The sequence below is a fragment of the Rhodococcus sp. LB1 genome (assembly GCF_001583455.1).
GTDB lineage: Bacteria > Actinomycetota > Actinomycetes > Mycobacteriales > Mycobacteriaceae > Rhodococcus_F > Rhodococcus_F opacus.
This window is the reverse complement of record NZ_LTCZ01000346.1, coordinates 24,570-42,763: the sequence shown is the minus strand read 5'-3', so window position 1 is coordinate 42,763 and position 18,194 is coordinate 24,570. Positions and strand designations below refer to the sequence as shown.

18 protein-coding genes and 1 riboswitch are annotated in these 18,194 nt (G+C 68.6%); of the genes, 9 read left to right on the top strand and 9 right to left on the bottom strand.

The window, feature by feature from the left end:
- Window positions 1–16 precede the first annotated feature (16 nt).
- Window positions 17–1,714, bottom strand: a complete 1,698-nt coding sequence (locus tag AZG88_RS35015) for an MDR family MFS transporter (RefSeq protein ID WP_005244983.1) — start codon at window positions 1,712–1,714, stop codon at window positions 17–19.
- Window positions 1,715–1,831: 117 nt separating this feature from the next.
- The gene (locus tag AZG88_RS35010; protein ID WP_061700391.1) at window positions 1,832–2,662 is read right to left on the bottom strand and encodes a crotonase/enoyl-CoA hydratase family protein; all 831 of its coding nucleotides are present in this window, start codon (window positions 2,660–2,662) and stop codon (window positions 1,832–1,834) included.
- An 82-nt stretch (window positions 2,663–2,744) separates the two neighbouring features.
- Between AZG88_RS35010 and AZG88_RS35005 the strand changes: the two genes are divergently transcribed.
- A complete protein-coding gene (locus AZG88_RS35005) occupies window positions 2,745–4,064 on the top strand; it encodes a hypothetical protein (RefSeq protein ID WP_061700390.1) in 1,320 nt (439 codons plus the stop codon).
- A 75-nt stretch (window positions 4,065–4,139) separates the two neighbouring features.
- The gene (locus tag AZG88_RS35000) at window positions 4,140–5,207 is read left to right on the top strand and encodes an alpha/beta fold hydrolase (RefSeq protein ID WP_061700389.1); all 1,068 of its coding nucleotides are present in this window, start codon (window positions 4,140–4,142) and stop codon (window positions 5,205–5,207) included.
- Window positions 5,208–5,209: 2 nt separating this feature from the next.
- On the opposite strand, the gene AZG88_RS34995 is transcribed toward AZG88_RS35000, so the two are convergent.
- Window positions 5,210–5,920: a TetR/AcrR family transcriptional regulator gene (locus AZG88_RS34995; RefSeq protein ID WP_005244989.1), complete on the bottom strand. Its 711-nt coding sequence runs from the start codon at window positions 5,918–5,920 to the stop codon at window positions 5,210–5,212.
- On the opposite strand from AZG88_RS34995, the gene AZG88_RS34990 reads away from it, so the two are divergent.
- The 3 genes from AZG88_RS34990 to dszD all read left to right on the top strand — a co-directional run bounded on the left by AZG88_RS34990 (window position 5,913) and on the right by dszD (window position 8,201).
- The gene (locus tag AZG88_RS34990) at window positions 5,913–7,004 is read left to right on the top strand and encodes a hypothetical protein (protein WP_061700388.1); all 1,092 of its coding nucleotides are present in this window, start codon (window positions 5,913–5,915) and stop codon (window positions 7,002–7,004) included. The genes AZG88_RS34995 and AZG88_RS34990 overlap by 8 nt on opposite strands.
- A 34-nt stretch (window positions 7,005–7,038) precedes the next feature.
- Window positions 7,039–7,512, top strand: a complete 474-nt coding sequence (locus tag AZG88_RS34985) for a YbaK/EbsC family protein (protein ID WP_005244991.1) — start codon at window positions 7,039–7,041, stop codon at window positions 7,510–7,512.
- Window positions 7,513–7,616: 104 nt separating this feature from the next.
- Window positions 7,617–8,201: an NADH:FMN oxidoreductase DszD gene (gene dszD, locus AZG88_RS34980; protein WP_005244992.1), complete on the top strand. Its 585-nt coding sequence runs from the start codon at window positions 7,617–7,619 to the stop codon at window positions 8,199–8,201.
- Between the two features lie 5 nt (window positions 8,202–8,206).
- On the opposite strand, the gene AZG88_RS34975 is transcribed toward dszD, so the two are convergent.
- The 4 genes from AZG88_RS34975 to AZG88_RS34965 form a co-directional block, all read right to left on the bottom strand.
- Window positions 8,207–8,833 carry a hypothetical protein gene (locus tag AZG88_RS34975; protein WP_005244993.1) on the bottom strand — a complete coding sequence of 209 codons (627 nt, stop codon included), beginning with the start codon at window positions 8,831–8,833 and terminating at the stop codon, window positions 8,207–8,209.
- Window positions 8,834–8,882: 49 nt separating this feature from the next.
- Window positions 8,883–8,951: a putative leader peptide gene (locus AZG88_RS55815; protein ID WP_369325290.1), complete on the bottom strand. Its 69-nt coding sequence runs from the start codon at window positions 8,949–8,951 to the stop codon at window positions 8,883–8,885.
- A gap of 28 nt (window positions 8,952–8,979) precedes the next feature.
- A complete protein-coding gene (locus AZG88_RS34970; protein WP_025431738.1) occupies window positions 8,980–10,275 on the bottom strand; it encodes an aminotransferase class V-fold PLP-dependent enzyme in 1,296 nt (431 codons plus the stop codon).
- Window positions 10,276–10,326: 51 nt separating this feature from the next.
- A riboswitch (SAM riboswitch) is annotated at window positions 10,327–10,441 on the bottom strand.
- A gap of 80 nt (window positions 10,442–10,521) precedes the next feature.
- On the bottom strand, window positions 10,522–11,769 hold the full coding sequence (locus tag AZG88_RS34965) for an MCE family protein (protein ID WP_061700387.1): 1,248 nt from the start codon (window positions 11,767–11,769) through the stop codon (window positions 10,522–10,524).
- 296 nt (window positions 11,770–12,065) lie between these two features.
- On the opposite strand from AZG88_RS34965, the gene AZG88_RS34960 reads away from it, so the two are divergent.
- From AZG88_RS34960 to AZG88_RS34945, 4 genes are read left to right on the top strand one after another with little or no spacing between them, the layout of a single operon-like run.
- Window positions 12,066–13,547 (top strand): purine-cytosine permease family protein, encoded by a 1,482-nt coding sequence (locus tag AZG88_RS34960; protein WP_061700386.1) that lies wholly within the window; start codon window positions 12,066–12,068, stop codon window positions 13,545–13,547.
- Window positions 13,548–13,575: 28 nt separating this feature from the next.
- Window positions 13,576–14,187: a TetR/AcrR family transcriptional regulator gene (locus tag AZG88_RS34955; RefSeq protein ID WP_061700385.1), complete on the top strand. Its 612-nt coding sequence runs from the start codon at window positions 13,576–13,578 to the stop codon at window positions 14,185–14,187.
- A gap of 2 nt (window positions 14,188–14,189) precedes the next feature.
- Window positions 14,190–15,188, top strand: a complete 999-nt coding sequence (locus AZG88_RS34950; RefSeq protein WP_061700384.1) for a nitrilase-related carbon-nitrogen hydrolase — start codon at window positions 14,190–14,192, stop codon at window positions 15,186–15,188.
- Window positions 15,185–16,210, top strand: coding sequence for an agmatine deiminase family protein (locus AZG88_RS34945; RefSeq protein ID WP_061700383.1), 1,026 nt, complete (start codon window positions 15,185–15,187; stop codon window positions 16,208–16,210). The genes AZG88_RS34950 and AZG88_RS34945 overlap by 4 nt, the downstream gene beginning before the upstream one ends.
- Here the strand turns inward: AZG88_RS34945 and AZG88_RS34940 are convergent.
- Together AZG88_RS34940 and AZG88_RS34935 are read right to left on the bottom strand one after the other, a co-directional pair.
- Window positions 16,207–17,442 (bottom strand): RNA polymerase sigma factor, encoded by a 1,236-nt coding sequence (locus tag AZG88_RS34940; RefSeq protein ID WP_061700382.1) that lies wholly within the window; start codon window positions 17,440–17,442, stop codon window positions 16,207–16,209. The two genes, AZG88_RS34945 and AZG88_RS34940, sit on opposite strands and share 4 nt — an antisense overlap.
- The gene (locus AZG88_RS34935; protein ID WP_005245010.1) at window positions 17,442–18,143 is read right to left on the bottom strand and encodes a YciI family protein; all 702 of its coding nucleotides are present in this window, start codon (window positions 18,141–18,143) and stop codon (window positions 17,442–17,444) included. The genes AZG88_RS34940 and AZG88_RS34935 overlap by 1 nt, the downstream gene beginning before the upstream one ends.
- Between the last annotated feature and the right edge of the window lie 51 nt (window positions 18,144–18,194).

Below are 18,194 nucleotides of genomic sequence, written 5' to 3'. Positions count from 1 at the left end.
GCGCCGTTGTGGTCTCTCACTCCTCCGCTTCTCCCCGCGCTGCGGCCTGGAGTCCGGACTCGCTCCGGAGCGGTACTTCCTTCCACAGCACGGTGAGGACGAAGGCGACGACGGCGAGCATCGACACGCTGAGGAAGACGGATCCGATGGCGTCGGCGAATCCTTCCCGGAAGGGCAGGGCCAGCACGTCGTCGAGTTTCCCGATCACCGAACTGTCCGTGAGGACTCCGCTGACGCCGGCGTGGTCGGGGCTGAGCATTCCCTGGCCCATGGCGGCCTCGGCCGGGTCGTTGCTCTGCGCGGCTGCCGCCACGGCTCGACGGAAGTCGGATGTGCCTGCGGCGGCCGTCACCCGCTCGCCGATGGCCGGGGTGAGGCGGGAGAAGAGGATCGACAGGAAGATCGCGACGCCGGCGGTGCCGCCGATCTGCCGGAAGAACGTGGCCGCCCCGGTCGACACCCCCATGTCCTGTGGGGGCAGCGCGTTCTGAATGGCGAGGGTGAGGGGCTGCATCAAGTTTCCGAGACCGAGGCCGAGGATCAGCATGAACACCATCACGACGGGCATCGGGGTGTCGGCGGCCAGCGTGTGCAGCAGGAACGCGCCGACCGCGATCAGGGCGGTGCCCAGGATCGGGAAGTACCGGTACCGTCCGGTCCGCGAGATCATCTGACCGCTGACCACCGAGCCGGCCATGAGACCGAGGACCATCGGCAGGATCTGGAACCCGGCGAGGGTGGGGCTCGAGCCCTTCACCACCTGCAGGTACTGAGGTAGGAGGGTGATGCCGCCGAACATGACGGCGCCCACGACGAGGCTGATCACGACGCCGAGCGCGAAGGTGCTGTTGCGGAAGAAGCGCATCGGGATGAGCGCGTCGTCTTTCATCGCCAGTTCCACGAGCACGAAGGCCAGCACGCCGATGACGCCGATGACATAGCACGCCAACGACTTCGAGCTTTCCCATCCCCAGCTGTGCCCCTGTTCGGCGACAACGAGCAACGGCACCACACCCACCGCGAGGGCGATCGCACCCCACCAGTCGATCCGCCGGCTTCCGCTCGGTCGTCGCGGCAGGTGCAGCACCCGGGAGACGACCGTGAGCGCGACGAGTCCCACCGGCACGTTGACGAGGAAAACCCAACGCCAGCCGTCGATTCCGAGGAGCTCGTCCTGTCCGGCGAACACTCCGCCGAGGACCGGACCGAGGACGCTGGACGTGCCGAACACGGCCAGGAAGTAGCCCTGGTACTTGGCCCGTTCACGCGGGGAGACGATGTCGCCGATGATGGTGAGCGCCAACGAGAACAGGCCGCCCGCACCGAGTCCCTGGACCGCACGGAAGGCCGCGAGCATGTACATCGACGTCGAGAACGTGCACAGGACCGAGCCGATCACGAACACCGTGATCGCGAACATGAAGAACGGCTTGCGGCCGTAGATGTCGGACAGTTTGCCGTAGAGCGGCGTCGCCAGGGTGGCGGTGACGAGGTACGCGGTGGTGGCCCACGCCTGCAGCGAGTACCCGTCGAGGTCGTCGGCGATGGTGCGGATCGCCGTCGCCACGATCGTCTGGTCGAGCGCGGCGAGGAACATGCCGAGCATCAACCCACTGAGTACAGCCAGGATCTGCCGGTGGGTGTAGGCCACCGGCGTTTCGACCGAATTCGACACTGTTTCCTCGCTGCGCTGTCGTTTACTTGTAGTCCGCAAGTATGCGAGCGCGGCGAGGTTTCGGGCAACTGATGAACTGGGCTTTACCTGCGGATAATCCTCTGCGACCGGTACAACCGCACCCGTTCCGGAAGTGCGGCTGTACCGACGGACGGACTATTCGCCTGTGAATTCGGGGGCGCGCTTCTCGAAGACGGCGGTGATCGCCTCGGTCAGGTCCTGCGACGGCAGGAACGCGGCGTTCCATGCGGCGACGTAGCGCAGGCTGTCGTCGACGGCGGCCGCGCGGGAGTGGTCGAGGACGTCTTTGATGCCGTGGACGACGAGCGGCGGGTTCGCCGCGATCTCGGCCGCGGTCTCCTGCGCGGCGGCGAGGACGGCGTCGGCGTCCGCGAAGACGCCGTTGACGAGACCGATCTTCTCGGCGCGCCCGGAGTCGATGTCCTTGCCGGTGAGCGCGAGTTCCCGCAGATGGCCGTCGCCGATGATGGCGGGAAGCCTGGCGAAGCTGCCCATGTCGGCGACGATCGCGACCTTGACCTCACGGATGCTGAACTTCGCGTCGGTGCTGGCGTAGCGGATGTCGCACGCAGAGATCAGGTCGACGCCACCGCCGATGCACCAGCCCTGGATGGCCGCGACCACCGGTTTGCGGCAGTCGGCGACCGCGTTGATCCCGGATTGCATCCGCTTGATCATGTCGTGGAACGCGGTACGCGGGCCGGCCTGCGCCTTGTCGGCGAGGACGGAACCGAAGCTGCTGCTCATGGCGGGAAGATCGAGACCGAAGGAGAAGTTCTTGCCGGAGCCGGCGATCACCACGGCCCGCACGTCCGGATCGGCGTCGAGTTCACCGAAGATCTCGGGGAGCTCGCTCCAGAAATCCGGGCCCATCGCGTTGCCCTTTCCGGGTCCGATGAGCGTCACCTGCGCGACGTGATCCTTGCGCTCGACGGTGAACGCATTCCAGGTCTTCTGTTCGGTCATTACTCCAGAGTAACCACCGCTGTTCGAGGTCAGGCGAAATACCCTGGAGGTCTCTGCACCGTCTTGTGAACGGACAGCCGCCATGACGCACCAGACGACCCCGGCCGGCAACGCCGTGGTCGTCGGCGCCGGAATGGGGGGACTGCTTGCCGCGGCGGCTCTCGCCGGAGCGTTCCGGAGCGTCGTCGTCCTCGACCGCGACGTCCTGCCCGAGACGGCCACCCCACGCAGGTGCGTGCCGCAGGCCCGGCACGTGCACGCCCTTCTCGCCGGCGGGCAGGCCGCGATGGAGGACCTCCTGCCGGGATTCGCGTCCGAGCTCCTGGCCCTCGGCGCCACCGCAGGCGACGCACTGGGCGACATCCGGTGGATCGTCGACGGGCACCGGATGGCCCGCGAGATCAGTGGGGTTCCCGGCATTCTCGCGAGCAGGCCGCTCGTCGAGTGGCAGATGCGCAGGCGGGTCGAGGCGCTGCCGAATGTGCGGATACTGGACCGTTCCGACGTCACGGGTCTCACCGTCGACGGCGGGCGGGTGACCGGCGTGACCGTGCAGCACCGGGGCGGCGTCCCACCGGAGGTCGCCCCGGCCGATCTCGTCGTGGACTCGTCCGGCCGCAGTTCGCAGACTGTCGCCCGGCTCGGCGAGCTGGGTTTCGCGCCGCCATCCGAGTCGCAGCTGGCTGTGGACGTCAGCTACGCGACGAGGCATTTCCGGCTCGACCCGCCGCACCTGGACGGGGATTCCGGCATCGGGATGGCGCCGGGACCGTCGAGTCCGCGCAGCGGTTTCATGGGCGTGCAGGAGGACGGCACCTGGATCGTCACTCTCGCCGGGTACGGGGACGACGTGCCGCCGCTGGATCCGGACGGCTTCCTCGACTTCGTGAAGTCGTTTCCCGCCCCGGACATGTACGACGCGCTGCGCACGGCCGAGCCGGTGGACGACGGCGTGCGCTACCGGATCCCGAGGACCGTCCGCCGGCACTATTCCGCGGACGATCTGCCGTCGAATTACCTGCCGTTCGCGGACGCCATCTGCTCGTTCAACCCGATCTACGGCCAGGGCATGAGCGTCGCCGCGGTGGAGGCGACGATCCTGCGGGACTGCCTGCAGTCGGGGCGCGCGCATCTCGCTCGCCGGTTCCTCCGCGGGGCGAACCGGTGTATCGATGCCGCGTGGACGCTCACCGTAGACAACGACCTCCGGATCCCGGCCGTGCCCGGTCGGCGGTCGGCGCGGGTCCGGTTGGTCAATGCGTACACGTCCCGGCTCGATCGGGCGGCGTCCGTCGACCCGGCCGTGGGGTCCGCGTTCCTCCGGGTGACACATCTTCTCGACCGCCCGGGGGCGCTGCTCCGGCCCGCGACGGTGCTGCGGGTTCTGCTCGCCTCCCGCTGACGGACGACCGCGATATTACCTGTATGTTGACGTCACAGATACCTGAAGGATCTGCGCCGCCACGAGAGGAAATCAGTGCTCGACATCGCCTGGAACCCGACGCTGAACACGCTGACCCGCAACGCCTGGCGACTGTCCTTCGGCGGCGGAATCGCACCGGTCCAGCGAACCCCGTCGACGCGCATCCACGAGGCGCCCCATCAGGACCTGTACCGATTCGACAGCACCGAGACCGACGGCGGCCGGCCCGTCCTCCTCGTGCCCCCGCTCGCGGCGCCCGCACACTGCTTCGACCTCCGGCCGGGCCAGAGCCTGGCCGCGCATCTGGTCAGTTCGGGCAAGGCGGCGTATCTCGTCGACTACGGCACGATGGGCTACTCGGACCGCGGCCTCGGGTTCGAGGATTGGATCGACGACTTCATCCCGACGGCGGTCGATCGCGTGTCCCGACTCCACGACGGTGCACCCGTCGACCTGATCGGCTGGAGCCTCGGGGGAACGATGTCGCTGCTCACGGCGGCGGGCCGAAACTATCTGCCGATCGGTTCGGTGACGGCGATCGGCACGCCGATCGACTACGAGTCGGTGACCATGATCGCGCCGCTGCGGATGGTCGGCCGGTTCACGGGCGATCGCCCCCTCACCACCGCGACGCGGGCGATGGGCGGGCTGCCCGCGCCGCTGGTCCAGGCGAGCTACCGTTTCACCGCACTGCAGCGCGAGCTCACCAAGCCGTGGTTCATCGCCCGGAACCTGCACGACACCGAGACCCTGGCACGCATGGAGTCCATCGACCGGTTCATGGCCGACATGCCGGGTTATCCCGCGCGGTTCTTCCGCCAGGTCTGCACCGAGCTGATCCTCGGGAACGCGCTCGCCGCGGGGAGTTTCCAGACCCGGAACGGCGCGATCGCGCTGGCCGATCTCGCGGTGCCGGTTCTCGCGATCGGCGGCACCGAGGACGTCATCGCGCCGATCCCGTCGGTCCGGGCGGCGACGGACGTGCTCACAGGTTCTCCGTCGGTGCGGTTCGAGTCCGCGCCGGGCAGCCACCTCGGGCTCGTCGCGGGCCCGAAGGCCAAGGACTCCACGTGGGCCCACATAGACGGCTTCCTCGACGGGGTCGTCGCCCAGACCGCCTGAGATCAGGTCAGCCCGGCCCTGGCGACGGCGCCCGCGAACAGTGCGGTGACCGCGGCGCCCATCGTCGACTGATCCACTTCCTCGGGGTCGACGGAGTGTTCGAGCACGAGGCCGGAGATGAGCGCCATCAGCGAGATGGCCGTGGTGCGGACGTCGAACGTGTCGTCGACCCCCCACTCCCGCGCGCGCTCGCCGATCAATTCGACGAGCTTTCCCCGCAATTGCCGCCGCTCCCGCAGGTAGGCCTGGGCGATCTGCGGGTCGCGTGCGGCGAGCACGCCGAATTCGAGCACCAGCAGCGACCAGCCCGGTTCGCGCACCATCCACGACGCGACGGCCTCGCCGCCTTTGCCCGCGGCGTCCGAGGGGTTCATGCCGGCGATCTCGGCGAGGACCCGTCCCGCCAGTTCGAGTGAGCGTGCCGCGAAGAGTTCGGCGAACAGGTCCTGCTTCGACTCGAAGTTCGAATAGACCGCCCCCTTGGTGAACCCGGCCCGGCGCGCCACCTCGGCGAGCCTGGCCGCGCTGAAGCCCCGTTCCGCGAATTCCTCCGCCGCCGCGTCGAGGAGGCGCTGACGCACGACGTCACGACCGGGACGCGGCGTGGGCGCCCATTCGGTGTGACGACTGTCCCGTTGACGATCTTCAGTCACGATACCTAGGGTATTCAATACCCACGGTATCGACAAGGATCGAGGACGTCCGATGACCATGACCGACAGCGAATCCCCCACCCAGGCTCCCGTGCACCACGACAGTCCGGTGTCGAAGTACGGCGCGCCCAAGGTGATGGTCGCGCTGGTCTTCGGCGTTCTGCTCCTCCAGCTCGGCTTCATCCTCAGCTACGTGGCCGCGTTCCATCAGCCCACGCCCCGCGACATCGAGATCGGTGTCGTCGCAGCGGAGGGACTGCCCACAGGCACGGACCAGCAGGTCGCCGACCGGCTCGACGCGATCGACGGCCGGCCGCTGCGGGCCCGTGTCGTCTCGGACACCGCGGAAGCCCGGCGGCTCCTTCACGACCGCGAGATCCAGGGTGCGTTCGTCGTGAACCCCGTCGGCCCCGACACCCTGATCACGGCGAGCGCGGGCGGCAGCTCCATCTCCAGCGCGCTCGAATCGGTCGTCGCCCAGGTGGAGAACAGTCAGGGCCGTCAGTTCACGGTCCGCGACGAAATTCCGGTCGGTGCGCACGACAACCGTGGACTCTCCGGCTTCTATCTGGCGGTCGGCTGGGTGGTCGGCGGCTACCTGCTCGCGGCGGCGATCGGCCTGTTCATCGGCGCCCCGCGAACCCTGCGTCAGGCGTCCGCGCACACGGCTGTCCTGCTCGGGTACGCCGTGCTGTCCGGCGCCCTCGGCGCCCTGATCACCACTCACGTGCTCGGCACGTTCGCAGGACACTGGTTCCCGCTGTGGCTCCTCGGAACCGGCGTCGTCTTCGGCACCGCCGTGTTCACGCTGGGGTTGCGCGCCTCGGTCGGCATCCTCGCCGTCCCTCTCGCGATCGCCGTCTTCGTCATTCTGGGCAATCCCAGCGCCGGCGGGGCGTTCGGTTCGAACGTCATCCCCGCCTTCTACGCGGCCATCGGACGCTGGATCACCCCGGGCGCCGGCACCGAGGGAATTCGCAGCATCGTGTACTTCGACGACGTGGGGCTCGGACAGCCCGCGCTCGCCCTCGCGCTCTACTCGGCGGTCGGGCTCGGACTGCTGTTCGGGTTCACCGCCCGGCGTCTCCGGAAGCCGGAATCGACTACGCCCCGTTCCGATGTCGTGTCGGACGACGCTTCTTGATGTCGTACCGGGGGAATGGACCTACTCTTGGTTCATGCCGACGCCCCTGCACCCCCACGCCGCGCATGTCGCCGAGACTCTGATCGCGCGAGGGCACCATGGGGTGATCGTGACCCAGCCCGACTCCACCCACTCCGCGGCCGAGGCGGCGGAGTCGCTGGGGGTCGATATCGGGGCCATCACCAAGTCGCTGGTGTTCCTCCTGGACGACGACCCGATCCTGCTCCTCGTGTCGGGGGCGCACGAGGTGGATCTGGCGAACACGGGCAAACGGCTGCAGGGAAATCTGACCCGGGCGCCCCTCGACATGGTGCGGATCGCGACCGGCCAGCCGATCGGGGGTATCGCTCCGCTCGGACATCCCACGAACCTTCCGACGTACGTCGACAACGCCCTGTCCGAGTACGCGGAACTGTGGGCGGCCGCCGGGCACCCGGACACGGTCTTCCGCACGTCCTTCTCGGAGTTGGTGCGGATCACCGCGGGCCTGGCGATCGACGTCGACTGAATCCCGGGCGGTTCACGCCCCTATAGTTGACGTCAGATCTCGTGAACAAGGGTGACGTGAACGAGAATGACACAGTGCCCACACGGGCCGACCCGGAGAATGATTTGTCCGACAGAGCCGAGAACGCCGAAACCGTCGATGGTTCGGACCTCCCCCGCGACCCTGAACTCGCCCCCGGAATCTGCGCCGAGGATTACCGCGCAGCCCTGCGTCGTCATCCGGCGGGCGTCACCATCGTGACTCTCGACTCGGGGTCCGGCCCGGTCGGGTTCACCGCGTCCTCGTTCTCGTCCGTGTCATTGGACCCGCCGTTGGTGTCGTTCAACATCGCGAACACCTCGTCCAGCATCGAGGCACTTCATTCCGCGGATTCGCTGGTGATCCATCTGCTCGGGGAGCACCAGCAGCACCTGGCTCAGCGATTCTCCCGAAGCGCCGACCAGAGGTTCGCCGACGAGTCGCTCTGGGCGCGACTCGACACCGGCGAACCGGTCCTCCACGGAACTCCCAGCTGGTTGCGGGTCATCGTGGACCAGCTGATTCCCGTCGGCGATCACACACTCGTCATCGGCCTCGTCACCCGCGTCCATGCCGAGGCAGACGACGATTCCGCTTCGGCTCCCCTGCTGTATCACGAGGGCCGGTACTACCGGCCCACTCCGCTCGGTTCAGCGAACAACGGCAACTGACCTGGTCAGGACGCCAGTACCCGCTCGCGGAGGGGGAGGCCGAAGCGGCGCAGCGCTTCGTCGACGGCGTCGGCGGAGGTGACGAGACCTCGCTCCTCCAGCCACGGGAGGGTGCCGTCGACGAGCTGCTCCAGAACCCTGGGCAGCGACAGCGGCAGCAGGGTCACGCCGTCGGCGACGCCGGCCGCCTGGATGTCGGCGATGAGCCCGGCGAGGCCGACCGGAGTTCCGATGTACTGCAACGACACCGGAGCACGCGGTGCATCCAGTGCGCTGTCGAGGAGGGCCAGCTCCTTGCGCGCGGCGCGGGCCTCTCCGGCGATGAGCACCTCGAGGTCCACCAGGACGGTGACGCTGTCGGGGTCGCGCCCGTCGGCGACGAGTTCGGCGCGGATCCGCGCGCGTTCCTGCTGCGCCTCACGCAGATCGGACGCCCGGATCCGGACGACGTTCGGCGGGAACGACGTGAGGTCGAGCTGATCCGTCGAGTCGGCGGTCAGGTCCACCCAGTAGTCCGCACCGTTGATCGGCCGCGTGCCCGGGGCACCCTCGGCCGCCGGGTGGTGGCCGGAGCCGGTCAGTTCGACGGCGACGCGAAGGGGACGGGAAACGAAGGCATTGTCTCGAGACATAAGGGTTCCTCGGGAATGACGTGTGAATGAAACGGAGCTGGAAGAACGGTCAGCTCGAACACATACCCGAGGCGGTTCGGCACAGATCGACATGCCGACGGCACCAGTGAGCAATCATTGCGCTCCCAGCCTGCGATGCCATGCGGTCATACTAGCGCGTCCCGCGAAAAACGCGTCTCCGGCACCGGATTCCACTGGCCGCTCTCCTTGGCGTAGGTCCAGTTCCGGCGCCCCGCCACCAGCGTGCGCACCGCGTCGACCAGCCGATCCACGTCCTCGGAGCAGCTTCCGAGACCCACACTCACCCGCACGGCGCCGTCGGGCCTGCCGAGGCGTCCCAGCAGCGGATGGGCGCAGAAACGCCCGTCGCGAACTCCGATTCCGTGTTCGGCGGACAGGTAGGCGGCGATCTCTCCCGGTTCGAACCCGTCGATCGTGAACGTCACGATCCCCACGGTGTCGGGGGCGTCCGACCACAGCCGCAGGAACTCCAGGCCGTCGACGGAGCCGAGGCCGTCGAGGAGGCGGCCGGTGAGCGCCGCCTCGTGTTCGGCCACCGTGCCGAAGTCCAGCTCGGACAGCGCATCGCACGCGGCGGCGAGCGCTGCTGCGCCGAGCACGTTGGGGGTGCCCGCCTCGTGCCGGGCCGGGGCGGGCGCCCACTGGGTGGATTCGACGGTCACGTTCCGGACCGCGCCGCCGCCTGCGAGGTAGGGCTCGGCGGCGTCGAGCCAGTCCCGGCGGCCGACCAGCACGCCGGCGCCGAAGGGCGCGTACAACTTGTGCCCGGAGAAGGCGAGGTAGTCGACGCCCCACTCCTCGACGTCGATGCGGCGGTGCGGTGCGAGCTGAGCGGCGTCGACGAGAATCCGTGCGCCGCAACGATGCGCTACCTCGGCGAGGGCTGCGATCGGCAGCACCTCGCCGGTCACGTTGGACGCTCCGGTCACCGCGAGCAGGGCGGTGGGCTTGGAGCACAGTTCGGCGACGAGCAGGCGGACGGTCTCGTCCAGCGTGTCCGCCGCCCGCACGACGCGAGAGTTCTTCCACGGCAGCAGGTTCGCGTGGTGCTCGATGTCGAGGACCACGGTGCTGCCAGGGACGCAGCCGGCGAGCAGATTCAGCGAGTCGGTCGTGTTCCGGGTGAAGACCACCACCTGGTCCTCACCCGCTCCGACGAACCGGGCGACCGAGTCGCGGGCCTTCTCGTAGCATTCGGTCGACACCCGCGACGCGTAGCCGGCGCCGCGGTGCACGCTGGAGTACGTCGGGAGCAGTGCCCCGATTCGGTCGGTCACCTGCGCCAACGCTGGCGCGCTGGCGGCGTAGTCGAAGTTGACGTAGGTGCAATCGCCGCCCTGGACGAGCGGAACCCGCAGGTCGGAGCCCGAAACCTGAGCCAGGGGGGCAACACACACGTCGGCGGTCAATACAGCAGTCATCACGACATCCCTCGTAGTCAGGGACTCGTCGCAGGGTCGGTGCCCTCTCGGAGTCCGCGCTTGCCGGGTCCGGTATGGACCTCAGCCTGGTCGTCACCCGGAGCACCCCGCCGCGGTGGAGGGTTGCCGACCAGCAAGCCGGGGCTTGACGCTGGTACTCGTGACCTGTTTCGAAGATTGCAGGATCGACGCGCAGTTGTCAACCCGGAGCCCGGGAGGGTCCTGGATCCGGGCCGAGAACTCGCGTCAGTTGGGGGTCACCCCGAGGAGCGGGGCGAGCTGATTCGCAATCGGGTTGAGGTCCAACTTGTTCGGGTCCTTCTTGGGTGTGGAGTCCCACGGCTGCACGGTGGCGGGGTCTCCGAACACGATCCGGTTCGCGCTGCGGACACCGGTGAGGCTGCCCGGCGGAGCCGCACAGGACGCGGCAGTGTTCTGCGGGAAGTCCTGCTGCGTGTCGTCGAAGTTCGGATCGTTCCGCTTCATCTCCCGGAGGATCGCCTGGGTGCCCTCGTAGCCGACGGTGCACGACGGCGGATTGTTGGTCTCTGCCACCAGACCCAGGTGCACGGTTCCGTCGTCGGGCGCAATGGTCGAGGACGCCGCCGCCACCCCCGGCAGATACACGAACAGGGTCTGCAGGGCCGTGGCCTGCACCGAGACCGCCTTCGCCGTAGCGGACAGGTTGGCGAGGTTCGTCGTGGTACCCGGCCCGGCCTCCGAGACGAGTTGCCCCAGTTGATCGCTCGCCGGATTGCCGTTGTCGATCAGCCGCCGCACGTCCGGGTCGCTGCTGCGCAGCCGGTCCGCGAGCGAGTCCAGGTCGGCACTGAAACCCTTGATCGCCGAAGACTGTTCGGACTGCGTTCCCAGAACGCTGCGGCCGTCGCGCACCAAAGCCACTGTTCGATCGAGCGATTCGGCGCCCGACGCCGACAGTCCGGACAACGAATCCGCGAGCGACCGAAGGTCTTCGCCCTTGCCGTCCAACGCCGCCCCGAGTTCCGTCACGACGGTGTGGAGCGCGTCGATCGGCACGGATTCCGTCAATCCCTGCGTGCCGGCGAGCAATTCTTCGACGGGAACCGGCGTCGACGTGTCGACGGCGGCGATACGGGATCCGTCCGCCAGGTACGGCCCGCGATCGGTGGCAGGCTGAAGGTCGACGTACTGCTCGCCGATCGCCGACCTGTTGGCCACGACGGCTTTCGCGGAGGCGGGAATGTCGGGCGTGCTCGTGTCGATCCTCAGTTCGACGACGACGCCGTCCGCGGTCAGGGACATGGCCCCGACGCGGCCGACCGGCACGCCGCGGTACGTGACTTCCGCATTGGTGAAGATGCCGCCCGACGTCTCCAATTCGAGGTGCACGGTGTATTCGCCGAATCCGAGGAGATTGCCCAGGCGCACGTAGTTGGCACCCACGTAGACGAGGCCCATGAGGGCCACGAGAACGAAGCCGATCAGCTGCCACCGGACGAGCGGCGACCTCACCGTCCACCCTCGACGTCGCGTAGCCCGAACGCCGTCCCCGCGGCGGCGAGCCGGCACCGGTTCGCGAAACGACTGTTGATGGCGGCGGCAGACACAGGCACTCCGATGACAGAGGGATACATGAGACAAGCGGTCACACATATATCTAGTCCGGTCGCCGTAGCAGCGCAAACTCCGAACCACGCTCGGTGGCGCACGTCACTCACCGGTCTTGACTGAATTTTCAGTTTGGAATATCTTCGGTACCCACCAGGACGTGATGACAGTCACCTCCGCCCCGGAATGTGAGGTCCGCAGTGTCCACGAATCTCGACCCGACGACGGCCCTCGACGACACCGCCCCCTCCCCACCGGAGGACCGCTTCGGACACGTCGAGACGATCGGCGTGGAATACATCCCCGAATCGGAACGCGATTCGCGACCGCTCAACCTGCTCGCCGTGTTCTTCGGCGGCAACCTGGCGTTCTCGGTGATCGTGTTCGGCTGGCTCCCCATCACGTTCGGACTCGGGTTCGGCAGCGCGATCGCGGCCAGCGCGGTCGGCATCGGGCTCGGCACGCTCCTCATCGCGCCCCTGTCACTCCTGGGCCCGCGCACCGGCACGAACAACACCGTGTCGAGTGGTGCGCACTTCGGAGTGAGCGGACGGATGATCGGCTCGGGGCTCACCCTGCTCTTCGCCCTCGCGTACGCCGCGATCGCGGTCTGGACCTCGGGTGACGCGCTGATCGCCGCCGCTCACCGCCTACTCGGCACACCGGTCGACAACGGCATGCTCGCCCTCGGCTACGGCATCATCGCCGCCGAGATCGTGGCCGTCGCGCTGTTCGGCCACGGCACGGTGGTCGCGCTCCAGAAGTTCGTGCTGCCCGTCGTCGCCGCGCTGCTCCTGCTCGGTGTGCTCGCGTTCGGTGGTCGCTTCGACGGCGGGGCGGGCAGCGGCGACTATCTCCTCGGCGGATTCTGGCCCACCTGGATTCTGGCCGTGGTCCTCGCCGTCGGCGGTCCGCTGTCGTACGCCCCGACGCTCGGCGACTACAGCAGGCGGATCTCCCGGGCGCGGTTCAGCGACCGTTCGATCGTCGCGGCCACCATGGCAGGCATCTTCTTCGGGCTGTTCCTGACCGCCGCTTTCGGATCGTTCACCGCGTCGACCTTCACCACGCTGAGCGACTCCTACGTTGCCGACCTGGTGGCGGAGGCGCCCGGTTGGTACGTGCTGCCGATCGTCCTCGTCGCCCTCGCGGGAGGACTCGGGCAGGGCGTCCTCAACGTCTACGCCAGCGGCCTCGACCTGGAAGCGCTGATCCCCCGGTTGCGCCGCGTCCACACCACGCTGATCACGTCGGCGCTCGCGGTCGCCCTGCTCTACATCGGCGTGTTCGTCGTCGACGCCGTCGATTCGATCACCGCGATGACCCTGGTGCTCAACGGTTTCGCCGCGCCGTGGGTGGCGATCAACGTCGCCGGCTTCCTGGTTGCGAGGCGAGGGCAGTACGACGCGGTCGACCTCCAGGTCTTCAACCTGGGCCGCAAGGGCGGGCGGTACTGGTTCACCGGCGGCTGGAATCTGCGCGCCGTCCTCCCGTGGGCGGCCGGGTCGGTGTTCGGCGTCCTCGCCGTCGACACGTCGCTGTACTCCGGGCCCCTTGCCGACATCGCGCACGGTGTCGATGTCAGTCTTGTCGGATCGTCGGCCATCGCAGTGGCCGGCTACCTCGTCGCGCTGCGACTGTGGCCCGAACACGTGGCCCCGGTCGAGGCGCCGACGTCCTAGGACGACACGAACCGAAGGAGATTCACCGATGAGCGAGCGACGCGATGCGATTCTGAAGGCCAGCGCCACCGCCGTTGCCCAACGAGGTATCCGCGGGCTTCGCGTCAACGATGTCGCGGAGGTCGCGGGCGTGTCGCCGGGACTGCTGTACTACCACTTCAAGGATCGCATCGGCCTCCTCGAGGCCGCCCTGAACTACATCAACGACCGTGCCCGCGCCTACCGCAGCGAGGGTGAGGGATCCGGCGACTCCGCCCGCGACCGGCTCACCCGCTCCCTCCTCGGCGAGATCCAGGACCGCCCCGAGGTCGTGGAGAACTCGTTGGCCTGGAACGAGTTACGCGCCTCCGCCGTGTACGAGGAGGCGCTGCGGGAGCCGCTCGCACGGACCACCGCGGCGTGGGTGTCGGAGATCGCCGACGCGATCGCGCAGGCGCAGGTCACCGGCGAGATCTCCCGCTCGCTCGACCCCCAGCCCACCGCGGTCACGATGACCGCCCTCGTCGAAGGCCTGTCCGGGCGGTGGCTCTGCAAGGAGATCTCCACCGAGGACGCCCGCTCCCATCTGCTCGGCGCGATCGACGTCGTGATGTCCGAGCCCACCCCCCACACTCCCATCACATCCAGACCGAAGGAATAACGATGACCATTCGCACGATCACCGCACTGCCCGCGCCGTCCTCACCGGCGCGCTTCACCGAATCTGCCCGCACGCCGCTGCGGGTCGGGCTGGTGCAGCACCGCTGGCGTCCCGATGCGGACGCATTGCGCACCGAATTGACCGACGCGATCGGCGAGGCGGCCGCACTCGGCGCTGCGGTGGTGTTCCTGCCGGAACTCACGTTGTCGAAGTACCCCGCCGACACCCGCGCGACCGGGACCCCCGGCCGCGAAGCCGAGGACCTCACGACCGGACCCACGTACAGTTTCGCGGCCGCGGCTGCTGCCCGGCACGGGGTCTGCGTCCACGCCTCCCTCTACGAACGAGCCGACGGCCCCGACGGTCTCGGTTTCAACACCGCCATCCTCGTCGCCCCGTCCGGTGAATTGCTCTCCCGGACCCGCAAGCTGCACATCCCGGTCAGCGCCGGCTACTACGAGGACACCTACTTCCGCGGCGGTCCCGCCCACGACGCCTACCCCGTCTACCGCCCGGCCGAACTGGACGGTGCCGCACTCGGTTTGCCGACGTGCTGGGACGAATGGTTCCCCGAAGTCGCGCGGATGTATTCGCTCGGCGGCGCCGAGATCCTCGTCTACCCCACGGCGATCGGGTCGGAGCCGAGCGCCCCGTCCTTCGACACCCAGCCGATCTGGCAGCACGTGATCGTCGGAAACGGCATCACCAGTGGCACATTCATGGTGGTCCCGAACCGCTGCGGCAACGAGGGCGGCATCGACTTCTACGGTTCCTCGTTCATCTCCGACCCGTACGGCCGCGTGCTCGTGTCGGCTCCCCGCGACGAGGAGGCGGTCCTGGTGGCCGATCTCGACCTCGATCAGCGGAAGGACTGGCTCGATCTCTTCCCGTTCCTGACCACCCGCAGGCCGGACACCTACACCCGGCTGACCGATCCCGTGGACCACGAGCACCCCTACGGCCTTCCGACGACGGTATCGGCCGCGGAGACCCGGTCATGACCTGGCGGATGCCGAGCGAGACCGAACCGCAGGAACGGGTGTGGATGGCGTTCCCGCCCCTCGGGGCCTCGATGACCGCGACCGCGGACGACGCGCACGACGCGCGGACCGCGTGGACGGCCGTCGCCCACACGATCGCCGAATTCGAGCCGGTCACCATGGTCGTCGATCCGGCGGATCGGGACGTCGCCCGGCAGTATCTGTCCGCGGACATCGATGTGGTCGAGGCTCCCCTCGACGACGCCTGGATGCGCGACATCGGACCCACGTTCGTCCTCGACGAGGACGACCGACTCGGTGCCGTCGACTGGACGTTCAACGGCTGGGGACAGCAGGAGTGGGCCACCTGGGATCGCGACCGGTCGATCGGGGCGGCCGTCACCGGGTGGTCCGGTGCGCAAGCGGTCCCGTCGTCGATGGTCAACGAGGGCGGCGGGATCCAGGTCGACGGTCGCGGAACCGTGCTCGTCACCGAGACCGTGCAACTGGACCCGCTGCGCAACCCCGGCCTGGACGCGGCGGGAGTCGAGGCGGAACTCGCGCGCACGATCGGCGCCGAGCACGTCGTCTGGCTCCCCCGCGGCCTCGCGCGAGATTCCGAGAAGTTCGGCACCAAGGGGCACGTCGACATCGTCGCAGCGCTGCCCGCACCCGGTGTGGCTCTCGTGCACTCCCAGCGCGACCGATCCCACCCCGACCACGAGGTGTCCGCCGAGATCCTGAAAGTTCTGTCCGACAGCCGTGACCGTTCCGGTGCGCCGTGGCGGATCGTCGAGGTGCCTGCCCCGACGGTCCTGCGTGACGAGGAGGGCTGGGTCGACTACAGCTACATCAATCATCTCGTCGTCAACGGCGGCGTCATCGTGTGCGGCTTCGACGACCCTCACGATGCCCTCGCCCGCGACATCCTGTCGAGCGTCTACCCCGGTCGCCGCGTCGTCACGGTCGATGCCCGGCAGATCTTCGCGCGGGGCGGCGGCATCCACTGCATCACCCAGCACCAGCCTCGCGGGCGGATCTAGCGGGCACCGTTCTCGCTGTCCACTTCCGCGAGCCGCCTCGCCAGGAATCGCCGGGTCGGTTCGTTCGCCGCCAGGCCGATCGCGGCGCGGTACTCCGCGCTCGCCTCCGCGGGCCTGCCCGCTCGGCGCAGCAGGTCGGCGCGGGTCGCGTGCACGGTGTGCGTTCGCGCCAGCCTCGGCTCACCGGCGAGCGCGTCCAACTCGGCGAGGCCGGCGTCGGGGCCGTCGCGGAAGCTCACTGCGACAGCGCGATTGAGACGAACGGCGGGCGAGTCACCGTACGTGCCGAGTTCGTCGTATCCGGCGACGACGGCGTTCCAATCGGTGGCCGCCCAGTTCGGCGCCGTCGCGTGGGCGGCCGCGATCGTGGCCTGCGCGCCGTACCGACCACCTCCCCTGCGCCGTGCGGCCTGCAGGCACACGACACCTTCCTCGATCTTCGCCCGGTTCCAGCGCCGACGGTCGTGCTCCTCGAGGGGGACGAGATCACCCACGACGTCCGTTCGCTGAGCGCGCCTGCTGTCGTGAAACAGCATGAGCGCCATCAGCGCCCACGCCTCACCCTCGTCCGGCATCAGCTCACACAGCAACCGGCCGAGCCGCAGCGCCTCCTCGCAGAGTTCGTCCCGGATCGCGGTGTCGCCGGACGTCGCCGAATAGCCCTCGGTGAACACCAGATAGATGCAGGCGAGCACCTGCGGGGTGCGCTCGGGCAGCAGATGGTCGGGCGGGACCCGGAACGGGATACCGGCCGTCCGGATCTTCGACTTTGCACGGCTGAGCCGTTGGGACACGGTCGGTTCCGGGGCGAGAAACAACCGGGCGATCTCCGCCGGCCGCAGCCCGGCCACCAGGCGGAGAGTCAACGCGACCTGCGACTCCGGGGACAGCGCGGGATGGCAGCAGGTGAACATGAGCCGCAACTGATCGTCACGCACCGGCCACACCTCTTCCTCGTCCGGAGGCGGAACGAGCCGCGCCGCATCGTGCTCCTTGTCGCCGCGCAACGACTCCCGGCGCAACCGGTCCAGTGCCCGGTTGCGGGCGACGGTCGTGATCCAGGCTCCCGGGTTCTTCGGCAGACCCGCCTCCGGCCAGCTGCGGATCGCCTCGGCGAACGCCTCCTGCACCGCGTCTTCCGCGAGGGACAGGTCGCCGACCATCCGTGCCACGGTGGCCAGCGCCCGACCGGACTCCTCCCGGAAGACGCGGCTCAGCGTGTCGCCGTCCATTACTCGGAGTAGGCGACGATCTGCCGGAGTTCGATGCAGCCCTTCGGCGTCACCGGGATCTTCGCCGACAACGCGATCGCACTCTCCCGGTCGTCGGCTGCGAGCACGTACAGGCCGTTCGCGACCTCGGCTGTCTCGGCGAAGGGGCCGTCGGTGAGAAGGAGTTCCCCGTCGCGAACGCGGATCGTCGTCGCGGAGTCCGGCGGATAGAGGGCTCCGCCGCCACGCACCGCGGACCCGGCAAGCCGACCGAACTTCTCGTGCTCGGCCATTCCCTCGTCCCACTGGGGTGTGCCCGGCGCCACCGCCGCCGCCACCGGTTCGCGGAGCAGCGCCATCCAGCAGCCTTTCTGATCGGTCACGGGCATCCACTCGAACATCGGCCACAACTCGATGATCGCCTCGGGGATGTGCCGCGCGACATTCAGCACCTCGTCCAGGTCCGATCCCTCGAGGACGTAGTAACCGCCGATCACCTCCGCGGTCTCCGCGAACGGACCGTCCGTGATCAGCGTCCGGCCGCCCTCGTTCCGAATGGTCGCCGCCTCCGCGCTCGGATACAGGGCACCACCTCCGACGATCGCGGAGCCCGCTCTCTCCGTGAACGCCTCGTGGCGCGCAACGGCCACCGCGAACTCCGGACTGTCCGGTGCCCATTCGGTGGCGTTCTTCTCGTCCGCCAGCAATGCCAGGTAGTACATGAGGTCATCCTTCCTCGAAAAGAAGGAACTCGGGTGCTCCTTCTGACCAGA